The 13128-nt window shown below is 69.6% G+C and carries 6 protein-coding genes; 2 read left to right on the forward strand and 4 right to left on the reverse strand.

Going from position 1 to position 13128, the window contains the following annotated elements:
* From WU80_RS09155 to WU80_RS09165, 3 genes are all read right to left on the reverse strand, one after another.
* Positions 1-3783 (reverse strand): non-ribosomal peptide synthetase (locus tag WU80_RS09155; RefSeq protein ID WP_156349425.1); only part of this gene is annotated, 3783 nt, incomplete at its 3' end.
* A 14-nt stretch (positions 3784-3797) separates the two neighbouring features.
* The gene (gene pks2, locus WU80_RS09160; protein WP_055399841.1) at positions 3798-10010 is read right to left on the reverse strand and encodes a type I polyketide synthase; all 6213 of its coding nucleotides are present in this window, start codon (positions 10008-10010) and stop codon (positions 3798-3800) included.
* A 658-nt stretch (positions 10011-10668) separates the two neighbouring features.
* Positions 10669-11442: an Rv3717 family N-acetylmuramoyl-L-alanine amidase gene (locus WU80_RS09165; protein ID WP_082459716.1), complete on the reverse strand. Its 774-nt coding sequence runs from the start codon at positions 11440-11442 to the stop codon at positions 10669-10671.
* Positions 11443-11540: 98 nt separating this feature from the next.
* Here WU80_RS09165 and WU80_RS09170 point away from each other — a divergent pair, with 98 nt between their 5' ends.
* The gene (locus WU80_RS09170; RefSeq protein WP_055399844.1) at positions 11541-11888 is read left to right on the forward strand and encodes a YbaB/EbfC family nucleoid-associated protein; all 348 of its coding nucleotides are present in this window, start codon (positions 11541-11543) and stop codon (positions 11886-11888) included.
* 7 nt (positions 11889-11895) lie between these two features.
* Positions 11896-12507, forward strand: a complete 612-nt coding sequence (gene recR, locus WU80_RS09175; protein ID WP_055399846.1) for a recombination mediator RecR — start codon at positions 11896-11898, stop codon at positions 12505-12507.
* 4 nt (positions 12508-12511) lie between these two features.
* Here the strand turns inward: recR and WU80_RS09180 are convergent, their stop codons facing one another.
* The gene (locus WU80_RS09180) at positions 12512-13120 is read right to left on the reverse strand and encodes a C39 family peptidase (RefSeq protein WP_055399848.1); all 609 of its coding nucleotides are present in this window, start codon (positions 13118-13120) and stop codon (positions 12512-12514) included.
* Between the last annotated feature and the right edge of the window lie 8 nt (positions 13121-13128).

Consider the following 13128-nt stretch of genomic DNA (forward strand, 5'->3'; position numbering starts at 1 on the left):
CACCGTGTCCCCGCACTGATCGGCCACCGCCGGATACGGCCGATCCGTCGGCAACTCCACACGTTCGGGAATCCCGGCCAGCGCATCCTGCCAATACGCCAACTGGCGGGCGATCGGACCGCAGCCATCCTCAAGGTCACCAAACTGTGCCCGCTGCCACAACGTGTAATCCGCGTACTGCACCGGCAAATCAGCCCAATCGGGGGCGTGGCCCTGCCGTCGCGCCTCATACGCCGCGCTGAGGTCCCGAACCATCGGCGCCAGCGACAACGCATCAAAGGCGATGTGGTGTAGGACGATTCCCACCACATGCTGGCCTGCACCGACCGAGTACACGCGCACACGAATCGGGATGTCCGTCGACAGGTCGAACCGATAGCCGGCGAGCGCGATCAACTCGGCGGTCACTTCGTCCTTCGGCAACGGCACCACCGCCGCATCCCCGCGATGCCACATGCCGCGTTCGGCCGGCAGCACCCGCTGGAACGGGACACCGCCAGTGTCCGGAAACACGGTTCGCAGGGATTCGTGGCGCTCGATGACATCGTCGAGCGCACCAGCCAGCGCCTCGAGATCCAACGGCCCGCTGATTTGCAACGCGGTGGGCATGTTGTAGGTGGCGGCGCGGTCCTGCCAGTGCGCCAGGAACCAAAGTCGGCTCTGGGCAAACGACAACGGAATCACGGACGGCCGGTCGCCCGCCACCAACGGTTGACGCGCGGTCCCGTCCTCGGCGAGGTGGGGTGCCAACAGCGAGACCGTGGGCGCGTCAAACAGGGTGCGCAACGAAAGGCGGGCATTCAACGACTTGTTGACGGCGGTGACGAGACGCATAGCCGACAGCGAGTCGCCGCCCAGGTCGAAGAACGACTCATCGACGCCGACCCGCTCGAGCCCCAGCACCTGGGCGTAGGCGTCGGCCAGCACCTCTTCCACGGCGGTGGCCGGTGCGCGAAATCTATTGGCATCGGCTAGTTCCGGTGCCGGCAGCGCCCGGGTGTCGAGCTTGCCGTTGACCGTCAGCGGCAGCGCCTGCAACACGACGATGGCCGCGGGGACCATGTAGCCGGGCAGCCGCTCGGCCAGCTCGGCGCGCGCGGCGTCTGGGTCGATTGTCCCGGTGACGTAGCCGACCAGGCGCTGGGCCCCGGGTTGGTCTTCGCGGGCGATCACGGCCGCCTGATCGACGCCGTCCAGCCCCGCCAGCGCGGCCCGAATCTCGCCGAGTTCGACTCGGTAGCCACGGATCTTGACCTGCTCGTCGGCGCGACCGAGGTAGTGCAGCTGCCCGTCGCTGCCCCAGCGCACCAGGTCCCCGGTGCGGTACATCCGGGTTCCGGGTGGCCCGAACGGGCAGGCGACAAAGCGTGACGCCGTGAGGCCCGTCCGGCGCCAATAGCCGACGCCCACACCACGGCCCGCCACATACAACTCGCCGACCACGTCGACCGGCACCGGCCGTAGCCAGCCGTCGAGGACGAACAGCGCCGCCCCCGGCACCGGCGCGCCGATCGGCGGCGCACCCGAGCCCGGCGCCAGCGGCGCGCTCCTGGACGCGCACACCGTGGTCTCGGTGGGGCCGTAGCCGTTCACCATTTCCCGTCCCGGCGCCCACTGGTCCACGATCTCGCCCGGGCATGCCTCGCCGGCGACCAATAGCGTTGCCGACGCCAAACTTTCGGAGGGCAGAACCGCCAAGGCGGAGGGGGTTTGACTCAACACGTCGACCCGCTCGGCCTCCAGCAGGGCTCGGAGCTCGTCCGGTGAGCCGGCCACCGATTCGGGGACCACCACCAGCCGCCCCCCGAACAACAGCGCACTCCAGATCTCTTCCACCGAGGCGTCGAACGCCAACGAATGCCACTGCGCCCACGCCCGTCCCGGGTGATCCGAGTAGAGCGATCGCAAGAGCTGCGTCACGTTCTGATGAGTGACCGCAACACCCTTCGGCTCGCCAGAGGTCCCGGAGGTGTAGATGAGATACGCGACATCGTCGGCCGAGGGCGCGGACAACGGGGTGGCGGTCCGGGCCTCCACCGCCGGATCGGCGACGTCGATGACGGTCACCGCGCGCCCGTCCACCCGCGGCCGCAACTCCGTGGTCGTCAGGACGGCGACGGGGCCGGCGTCGGCCAGCATGAACCCGATTCGGGCCTGCGGCAGACCAGGATCGATCGGCAGGTACGCCGCACCGGTTTTGAGTACCGCAAGCATCGCCGTGACCGCGTCGGCGCACCGGGGCAACAGCAGTGCGACGCACCCGCCGGGCCGGGCCCCGCGTTCAATCAGACGGTGCGCCAATCGGTTAGCGGCCTCGTCGAGCTGCCGATAGGTCATCGAGCGGCCGTCGAAGGTCACCGCCACCGCCTCCGGGGCCCGCGCCACCTGGCCGGCGCACAACTCCGGAATCGTCGCCGGCACCGCGGGCCGGGTCAACACCGCCCGGTTGCCCCAGCCGTCCAGGCGCGCGGCCTCCTCGGCGTTGGATGGGTCGATCGAAAGCAGACCGCGCGCCGGGTCGGCGGTCATCGCCGCCAGCACCCGCCGCAGCCGCTCCGCGATGTCCGAGACGGCAAAGTCCGGGAATTGTTGTCCGGCGCCTTCGATGCCGAACAACAGGTGGTCACCGACGGCGGAAAAGAACAATCCCAAGCCGTCGGCGAGGCCCGAATTGGTGTACGACGCCGACGCCGACAGGCCGGCGAAGTCCAGCGCCATCGCAGCGGGAAGGAAGTTGATGCTCACTCGCTGGGTGAACTGACGGGGATCCCCGGGCCGGGCTTTGCGTTCCAGCGCGCCTACCGGAAAGCGCTGATGCCGCAGTGCTTCCCGAATTCTGGTGTCAACATGGCGACAGAAATCGCTCACCGTTGCTTCCGGCGCAACGTTCAAGATCAGCGGAACGACCCCGGAGAGCATTCCGGGAAGGGTCTTGGACTCCGGGGAAACCCGCCTACTCACCGGGAAGTCGAGCACCACCTCCGAGCGGTCGCCGCACCACGCGCGCATCAACAGGGCGCACGCGGCCGTGATCACCGACGAGCGGGGCATATCCCACGCGTGCGACAGCTCGTCGACGCGGCGGAGGACCACCGGATCGAGCGCAACCGGGGCGGAAGACCGGTATGGGCCGCGCTCATCGCCGTCGCGCGCGAGCCTATCGAAAACCGTTGTCGTTGGCAGGTGTTCAGCCCAATAGTCCCGATCCTCCAGGTAATCGGTCGAGGCCTCGTATTCCGCCTCGGACCTGACCAAGTCCTCGAGCGAGCCGAAGAACGCCGGTGGCATCGGTGCACCCGCCATGACAGCGGAGTAGAGGGTGGCGATCCGATGGCCGATCAGCGCAATGCCGGAGGCGTCTACGACGATGTGGTGACAGCAAGTGAACCAATAGAACTCGTTGGATGCGGTTTGAAAGAGCGCGAATTTGAACAGCGGCCCGGTGAGGGGCATGGGCGCCCGCTGAATCGATGCCGCGATTTCGCGGGCCTCCTGCACGGCGTGATCCGAGCCGCGCAGGTCATGGAAAGCGAGCTCGACATCGGGCTCATCGATCGTCTTCTGCAGAACCTGGCCGTCCTCGGCGAAGAACGTGGCCCTGACGGGCTCGGCCTCGCGCAGCGCTCGGCGGATCGCCCACTCGAGGGGCTTCCGCTCGACCCGGCCGTCGATTTTCACGAACAGGCCGAGTTGCCAGTCGGTCGCGGAGCGGCCCGTTTCCTGGGCGAGCCAGATGTCCAGCTGTCCCGGTGTCAGCGGAAGTCGGCGCTCGTCGGCTTGCATCGATGTGCTCGACATCAGGCGACCTCCGCGGGCGCGAGCTTCTCGCACAGCAGGGTCGCCAGACCACGGATCGTGATGGTGGAGATGTCAGCGGATGGGATGCGCACCCCCGTTTCGGATTCGATGCGGGTGCGCAGTTCGAGCGCACCGAGTGAGTCCATGCCGTATCCGGAGAGCGGGCGGTCGGGGTCGACGCTGCGGCGCAGGATCAGGCTGACCTGCTCGGAGATCAGGCGGCGCAGCGAGGTTGGCCATTCATCCAATGGCAACCCGTCGAGTTCGGTGCGCAGCTTGCTTGTGCCCGTCGGGTTCCCCGTGGAGCGGAACGCTTCGGCGAACGGGCTGCGCTCGGCCACGAGCTGCAGCCATGAGGAGCCGGTGACGGGCGCGTACCCGGTGTAGGCGCGGTCGTGGCGCAGCAGCGCTTCGAATGCGTGGGCGCCCTCGTCGGGATGGATTGCCAGGTCGGAACTTTCGGCCAGGGCGGTGGCCCGCCCGATCTGGGCCCAGGGGCCCCAGGCGATGGTCGTGGCCGGCAGGCCCTGAGCCCGCCGCCAGTGGGTGAAGGCGTCCAGCCAGCTGTTGGCTGCGGCGTAGGCGCCCTGCCCCGGGGAGCCCACCAGCGCCGCGGCGGAGGAAAACGAGCAATACCAGTCCACGGGTTGGCCGGCGGTGGCGGTGTGCAGCTGCCATGCGCCGTAAACCTTTGGCGTCCAGCCACGTTCGACGATGTCGCCGGTGATGTTGCCCAACGTGGCATCCTCCACCACCCCGGCCGCGTGGAGCACCCCACGCACCGCAAGGCCGGTGTCGGTCGCGGCGGCGACAAGACGCTGCGCGGTGCCGGGCTGGGCGATGTCGCCGCACTCCACCGCGACGTCGGTACCGCTCGTCCTAATGCGCTCGATCGTCTCCAGTTGATCCTGCGTCGGCTGGGATCGCGAGCACAGCACGATGCGGCCGCATCCGGCGGCCGCCATCTTCTCCGCCAGGAATAGCCCCAGGCCCCCGAGCCCACCGGTGATGAGGTAGGCGCCATCGCGTCGGAAGACGGGGACCTGGGCCGGCGGCACCACCACCCGGCGCATGCCGCTGTGGGGTACGTCGAGCACGAGTTTGCCGATGTGCCGGGCGCCCTGCAGCATGCGAAGGGCGCTGTCGGCGTCGGCAAGCGGGTAGTGCGTGCCGCTCGGCGTCGGGAGCGCGCCGTCCGCTATCAGCCGGTACACCGTTGTCAACAGGGCATGTACGTGGTCTGGCTGGCTGGCCGCCAGCAACTTGAGATCCACGCTGTGGAACGCGAGGTTGCGCGCGGGGAATGGGCCCAGGCGGGCCTCGTGCCCGCTGATGTCGATGAATCGCCCTCCGGGCGCGAGCAATTCGATTCCGGCCCGTTGGACGGCGCCGGGAGCCGAGTTGAGCACGATGTCCACGCCGTACCCATCGGTGTCACGGCGTATCAGCTCGGCGAAAGCGGTGTCTCGCGAGTCGTACACGTGATCGATGCCGTTGTCGCGCAACAGTTCCCGCCGTGCCTCGCTACCGGCGGTGGCGAAGACCTCGGCGCCCGCGGCGCGGGCCATCGCGATCGCCGCCTGCCCGACCCCACCGGTCGCGGAGTGAATCAAAACCCGATCACCGGCCTTCATGCGGGCCAGCTCGTGTAATCCGTGATACGCGACGGCGTGCGACGTCGGAATCGCCGCAGCCGCTTCGTCGGACAGCCCGGCCGGCAGGGTGACCGCCAGGCGCGCGTCACAGGTGACGAAGGTGCCCCAACAGCCCCCGGCGCACAGACCCCCGACGCGATCGCCCACCTTGGGCCCGACGACGCCGGGGCCGACCGCGGTCACCGCTCCGGCGAAATCGGTACCCGGCGGCCGCCGCGGGTCACCGTTCAGCGCGGCCGGCAGGTCGGCGTAGTTGATTCCCGAAGCGCTGACCGCGACCTCTATCTGACCCGGCCCGGGCGAAACGCGTTCGCAGGAGACGAGTTCCATTGACCCGAGGTCGCCGGCGGCGCCGATTTGCAGACGCATCCCGTCCTGCCCGAGGTCGACGACGGAGGTGCGCCGCTCCTCGGGCCGCAGCGGGGCGGGGGACAACCGCGCCGTATACCAGGTGTCCTCTCGCCACGCGGTCTCGTCCTCGTCCGACCCGCTGAGCAGTTGCCGGGCCAGGTGCTCGGGGTCGGTGGTTTGGTCCACGTCGATCTGCGTGGCGCGCAGGTGCGGATTTTCGGTGCCGATCACCCGCACCAAGCCGCGCAGCCCGGCCTGCTCCAGGTTGGCCACGTCGCCGGCCACCACGGTCTGGGCGTTACGCGTCACCACGTAGAGACGCGGAAGGGCCCCGGGGAAGTCCGCGAATTCGCGGGTGATGCGGACCAGATGCTGCACGGATTCACAACCCAACCGCGGGGATTCGCCATCGGTCGCATCGGTTCGCGATCCCGTCAGCACCACCATTCCGCTGAATCCGCCGCGGCGCAGTTGATCGCGGAGCTCCGTGGCGGCCGCGACGTGATCGGCACCAGCTGGCCAGCACATGGTGATGCATTGCCCGCCAGCGCGTTTCACCGCATCCGTCAAACCCAGATCGCTGGCGGTGTTGACCAGCAGCCAGGTCCCGGCGCTGGCGTACTGCGCCTCGGGCAAATCCCGCTGTCGCCATTCGATGCTCAGCAACCGCTCCGCCAACAGGCGATCGTGGTGCTCGGCGCCGGATGCCCCGGTCCCCAACCGCAGCCCTTGCAACACCAGCAGGGTCACCCCATCCCCATCGAGGATGTCGAGGTCGGCCTCCACCCCGGAGAGGTCGGCTCTGGTCACCCGTGTGTAGCAGTAGCGGGCGGTCTTGGCCGCGCCGTGGAAACGAATCCGTCCGATGCCGAGCGGCAGTGCCAACACGTCCTGGCCCAGGGCCTGCACCCGCGGATGCGCCGCGATCGACTGGAAGCACGCGTCGAGCAACGCCGGGTGCACCCCGTAAGCCTGTTGTTGTGAACGGATTTGGCCGGGCAGGGCGACCTCGGCCAGGACGGTTTCGGTCTCCTGCTCACCGGTGTGCAACGCGATCAGGCCGCTGAACGCCGGGCCGTAGCGAACACCGCGCCGGTCCAGGCGTGCGCGCACCTCTGCGCCGTCCTCGCGGCGCGGGTGGGCGGCAAGCAGCGCGGGCACGTCGCGGGTGGCCGGCCGCTGGTCGGCGGCGGCGCGCAGGACCGCCGTCGCATGGGGCCCTTGCTGTTTGGTTTCGACGGCGAATCGGACCGTGCCCGGCGACGAGACCGTCGCCGAGGCGCTGACGGTGGTCTGCTCGTCCAGCAGCAGCGCCTGTTCGATGCGCAGGTCGTGCACCTCGGCGGGGTCACCGAGCACGGTGCGCGCGGCGGCCAGCGCCATCTCGCAGTACGCCGCCGCGGGAAGCACGGCGACGTCGCGGATTTGGTGATCGCCCAGCCACGGCTGGGCGGCGGTGCCGACCTCGGCCTGCCAGACGTGGTGTTCGGGTTCCTCCAGGAGGCGCACGTGCGCGCCCAGCAGCGGATGGACCGCAATGGTGCCGCCCCGCGTCGACGGTTCCCGCTCACCCCGGCCCAAGAACAGCCGACGGTGGGTCCAGGTGGGCAACGGCGCATCCACCAGCTGGCCATTCGGGTAGAGCACGGAGAAGTCGACCGGGGCGCCCGCGCTGTGCAGCTCGGCCACGAAGCCGCGCAGCCCGTGCGGCATCGGCTGGCCGCGGCGCATCGCGGCCAGCGCGGCCAGCGGCATGTCGAGGCTGCGGGCGGTCTGTTCGATCGCATGGGTGAGCAGCGGGTGCGGCGCCAGTTCCGCGAAGACCCGGTACCCCTCCTCGAAGGCGGCCCGGACCGCCGGGGCGAACCGCACCATCTGGCGGAGGTTTTGCACCCAATACTCGGCGTCGCACACCGGCCGCTCGCGCGCGTCGTACAACGTCGCCGAGAAGAAGGGGACGTCCGGCGGCATCGGGCGCAGCTCCGCGAGCGCGTCGGCCAGGTCGTCGAGGATCGGATCGACCTGCGGGGAGTGCGAGGCGACGTCGACGGCGATTTCGCGGGCCATCACGTCGTGCAGCTCCCAGGCCGCGACCATGTCGCGGACCGTTTGGGTGGCACCGCCGATCACCGTGGACTGCGGCGAGGCCACCACCGCCACCACGGCGTCGTCGACGCCGCGGGCGACCAACTCCGAAAGCACTTGCTGGGCAGGAAGTTCCACCGACGCCATCGCGCCGGCGCCGGCGATGCGGGACATCAGCCGCGAGCGCCGGCAGATGACGCGCGCCCCGTCCTGAAGCGATAGGGCCCCGGCGACGACGGCCGCGGCGACCTCGCCCAGGGAATGCCCGATGACCGCGCCGGGGTGCGCGCCGTACGCGCGCAGGGTGGCGGTCAGCGCGACCTGCATGGTGAACAGGGTCGGCTGAACCCGATCGATACCGATGACCGCCTGCGAGCCGGTCAGCGCCTCGGTCACCGAGAATCCCGACTCGTGGGCGATCAGGGGCTCGGCCGCGGCGACGGTCGCGGCGAAAACCGGCTCAGCCGTGAGCAATTCAGCGCCCATCCGGTCCCATTGCGAGCCCTGCCCCGAGAAAACCCACACCGCGCCGCGGTCGTCCTGGCCGGTCGCGGCCGGGCAGGGACTGTCGCCGGCGGCCATCTCACGCAAGGCCTCGATGAGCTCCGGGCGGCCGTCCGCGATGACGGCGCCGCGCACCGGGCGGTGCACGCGCCGACGCGCCAGCGTGTACGCCAGGTCCGGTAACTGCACGTCCTCGCGTGCCGCCAGCCAGTCGGCCAGCCTGCCTGCGGTGCGGCGCAGCTCCCCGGCCGAGCTCGACGACAGCGGAAACACCAGCGGGGCCGCCGTCACCGGCTCGGGCGAAAGGACCTGATCGGCAGGGGGTTCGGGCGCCTGCTCGACGATGACGTGAGCGTTGGTTCCGGACAGCCCATATGAGGACACCGCCGCCCGCCGGGGATGCCCGCCGCTGCCGGGCCAGGGGGTAATCGATTGCGGCACGAAAAGATTCGTGTCGATCGCGGCCATCTCGTCGGGCAGGCTGGTGAAGTGCAGATTCTTCGGCACCACGCCGTGCTGCACGGCCAGAATCGCCTTCATCAGGCCGATCGGGCCGGCCGCCGCCTGGGCATGCCCGAGATTGGTCTTGACCGCGCCCAGCGCACAGGGGCCGCCCGCGCCGTAAACCGCTGCGAGGCTTGCGTATTCGACCGGATCACCGACCGGCGTTCCGGTGCCGTGGGTCTCCACCATGCCGATGCTGCCGGCGTCGACGCCGGCCGCGGCCAGCGCCGCCCGGTACACCGCGGTCTGCGCGGCAACCGACGGGGTCGCGATGTTCACGGTGCGGCCGTCTTGATTGGCGGCGGAGCCGCGGATCACGGCCAGGACGCGATCACCGTCGCGCAGCGCATCGGACAACCGCTTGAGCAGCACCACCACACAGCCTTCGGCGGAGACGAATCCGTCGGCCGCGACGTCAAACGCGTGACACCTCCCGGAGGGGGACAGCATGCCTTCCGCCGAGCCCGCCACGAACTTTCGCGGATCCAGGATCACGGTGGCGCCGCCCGCGAGGGCGAGGTCGCTTTCCCCGTTCCCCAGGCTCTGGCAGGCCAGGTGCACCGCCGTCAGCCCCGACGAACATGCGGTGTCCACGGTCATCGCCGGGCCGTGGACGCCCAACGCGTACGCGATGCGGCCGGACGCCAAACTGAAGCTGCTGCCCGAGAATCCGTACGGGCCCTCCACGGCGTGCGCGTCGGCGGCCAGCAGCTGGTAGTCGCCGTGCGTCAAACCGACGAACACCCCGGTGAGCGAGCCGACCACGGTCTCGCGCGTCAGCCCGGCGTGTTCCATTGCCTCCCAAGAGGTTTCCAGCAGCAATCGGTGCTGTGGGTCGATCGCGACGGCCTCGCGCTCGGTGATCCCGAAGAAGTCGCAGTCGAACCCGGCGACGTCGTCGAGGAACGCGCCCCACTTGGTGACCGAGCGACCCGGCACCCCCGGCTGCGGGTCGTAGTACTCCTCGGCGTCCCACCGGTCGGGGGGTACCTCGGTGACGAGGTCATCCCCGCGTAGCAACGCCTCCCACAACCGCTCGGGCGAGTCGATTCCGCCCGGCAGTCGACAGGCCATGCCGATGACAGCAGTGGAAGTGGCACCCGCTGGCTCCACGGCCGTTCACCCTCTTCTTATCCGACGGGGCGGTACGAGCGTTCGAGCCCAAATCGGTTGGTGGATCCCCGCCGTTCGTGCTCTCGCCGTGCTTTGCTCGTGACCTTCCTAAGCAAATGGGCACCGTTCTCCACCGACAGAACGGGCCGCCAGTGCGCGCGGGAGTGACCCGATGCCCGCGAAGGCCACGCTCCCGTTTGCCGCCCCAGCAGTGGACGCGTCCGGCCCGCTAATTTCATCCGGCCTTGCCCAGCCTCGAAGCCCTGTATCCCGGTGGCCGCGCCGGGGCGGCCGCTGCCGCTCCTTCGTCGCCCTCGATATTCAATTCGGCCGGGCGCGGCGCACGCACGCAGCGAGGATGGGCGCGTTCTCGCCCTTCCGGCAGGTGGCCGAAGCCTCGGCGAAGCCCCGCCCCGACCCGTCCCGCGCCGGTTGTCACCGGCCGCGACGAGCGCGTTGTCATTGTCGTTGTCGACAGAGTGACGATCATCGGTTCTCCCACACCGCAAGTCGACATGCGTGCAACAAACCATACATAAGGTCACCTGGGCGCGCGCCGCGTTGAGGCAAATTCCTCGCTGCGATCAGTGTGTTAGCCAGGTGTTAAGCCGGGATTGGTCGGACGGCCCGGCGGAGAACCGCTTCCGAGGCGGGCGCTCTACTGCGCCTGGCCCTGGGAGGCCAGGAAACCGGCGACGCCGCGGACCATCGCGTCGGCGTATTTCTGCCGGCCCTCGGCCGACTCCATCAGCGCAGAATCGGCGGGGTTCTTCATGTTGCCGCACTCGACCAGGATCGACGGGTACTGCGCCAGGTTCAGCCCGGCCAGGTCCGAGCGCCCGTACAGCCCGCTTTGCCCGATGTAGTTGGCCGGCGGGATCCCGGAGGCCTGCATCTGGTCGCGCATGATCCGGGCGTATTGCACCGACGGGCCGGCCTGCACCTGGTTGAGCGGCGGGGCGGAGTAGTTGACGTGAAATCCCCGGCCCGACGCCGGTCCGCCGTCGGCGTGGATGCTCAGAACCGCGTTGGGGTGCAGCGCGTTGGCCATGTTGGCGCGCTCGTCGACGCAGGGCCCGAGGCCGGTGTCGTTGCCCCGCGCCATCGCGGTCCGGACGCCCAGGGCGTTCAACGCCGCGCGCACCCGCAGGGCGGTGTCCCAGGTGAAGGTGTGTTCCTGATAGCCGCTGTTGGTCGACGTCCCGCTGGCCTGGCAGTCCTTGGTTCCGCCGCGGCCGGTGGGCACCTGCCGGTTGATGGAGGCGTCGTTGGAACCGTTGTGGCCGGGATCGATGAAGACCACCATGCCGGCGATGTTGGACGGGACCGCCCACGCGGCGGGGGTCGTGGACGGGGTGATCGCCGCCGAAGCGGCAACCAGCACACCGATGACCAACCTGATGCCGACACGCCTGCTCGCTCGTAGGTCCACGGCGCAAAGGTAGCCTCGCGCGGTCTACGCTGGGGGTTTCGAATCGCCGGACACCCGCAGGCGAAACCAACTCGAGACCAAGATGCGAGGGGACTGTCATGCAACCCGGAGGCGACATGTCGGCGCTGCTCGCCCAGGCGCAGCAGATGCAGCAGAAGTTGATGGAAGCCCAGCAACAACTCGCCAACGCCGAGGTGCACGGCGAGGCCGGCGGTGGCCTGGTCCGGGTGACGGTGAAGGGCAGCGGCGAGGTGGTCGCGGTGCAGATCGATCCCAAGGTGGTCGACCCCGGCGACGTCGAGACGCTGCAAGACTTGATCGTCGGGGCCATGTCCGACGCCTCCAAGCAGGTCACCCGCATGGCGCAGGAGCGGCTGGGGGCGCTGGCCGGCGGATTCGGCGGGCCCCCGCCGGGCCAGCCACCGGCGCCGGCGCCGGGGCTTTAGATCGTTCATGTTCGAAGGACCCGTCCAGGATTTGATCGACGAGCTCGGCAAGCTGCCGGGTATCGGGCCCAAGAGCGCCCAGCGCATCGCCTTCCACCTGTTGTCCGTCGAACCGCCGGACATCGACCGGCTGACCGCGGCGCTGGGGCAGGTGCGCGACGGTGTGCGGTTCTGTGCGGTGTGCGGCAACGTCTCCGACAACGAGCGCTGCCGGATCTGCTCGGATCCGCGTCGGGACGGCTCCCTGGTGTGCGTCGTCGAGGAGCCCAAGGATGTGCAGGCCGTCGAGCGCACCCGAGAGTTCCGCGGCCGCTACCACGTGTTGGGCGGTGCGCTGGATCCGCTGTCCGGGGTGGGGCCCGAGCAGCTGCGGATCCGCGAGTTGCTGAGCCGGATCGGGGAGCGGGTCGACGGCGTCGACATCACCGAGGTGATCATCGCGACCGACCCCAACACCGAGGGCGAGGCCACCGCCACCTACCTGGTCCGGATGCTGCGCGACATCCCGGGGCTGACCGTCACCCGGATCGCGTCCGGCCTGCCGATGGGCGGCGACCTGGAGTTCGCCGACGAACTCACGCTGGGTCGCGCGCTCGCCGGCCGCCGGGCGATGGTCTGAGCCGCTACCCCGTCACGACGGCGAAGTTGTCGCTGGTCGCCCACGCCTTCTCGAAGGTGGCCAGGGATACCTGTTCGTCGCGGCCGGCCTCGATACCGCTGTCGTTGAGGTGCACGACGCCGGCCGTGGTGTCGATGCCGATGACGACGACGAAGTGGTTCTCCTGGGTGCGGTTGCCGGGTTCGTCCCAGATGATCCGGTCGTTGAGCCCGACGATCACCTTGTTGCCCCGGTCCAGTTCGTGGGCCAGCGCGTCGGTATCGGTGTGCACCCCGGTGGCGTGGATGCCGTAGTGCGCCAGCAGCACCGCCAGGTCGCTATTGCTGGTCTTGCCGGCGGGCCGGTAGATCGGGCCCGAATGGCTGACGCTGGGGATGTTGCCGGCGGCGGCGGTGATCTCCGCCTCGCTGGGCTCGTGCCCGCTGATCTGACCGATCACGTCGGCCACCGCCATCTCCCCGCAGTCCAAATCCTGTTGCTGGTAGCGCCAATAGGGCGCGGCGGCGGCCGGGTCGCCGTGCATCCCGTCGCGGGCGGCGTGGGCCGCGCCGGCGAAGGCGACCGCCAACGCGGCCGCCGCGCCGAGCGTCGCGGCGAGTTTGGAGGTGTCCATGCGGCAAG

It is taken from the genome of Mycobacterium sp. UM_11 (assembly GCF_001414075.1).
In the GTDB taxonomy this organism is placed as follows: domain Bacteria; phylum Actinomycetota; class Actinomycetes; order Mycobacteriales; family Mycobacteriaceae; genus Mycobacterium.

What these genes read in the sequence shown, in the direction of transcription:
- WU80_RS09170 (WP_055399844.1), top strand. Translation starts at nt 11,541, where the DNA reads ATGCAACCCGGAGGCGACATGTCGGCGCTGCTCGCCCAGGCGCAGCAG.
- recR (WP_055399846.1), top strand. Translation starts at nt 11,896, where the DNA reads ATGTTCGAAGGACCCGTCCAGGATTTGATCGACGAGCTCGGCAAGCTG.
- WU80_RS09180 (WP_055399848.1), bottom strand. Translation starts at nt 13,120, where the DNA reads ATGGACACCTCCAAACTCGCCGCGACGCTCGGCGCGGCGGCCGCGTTG.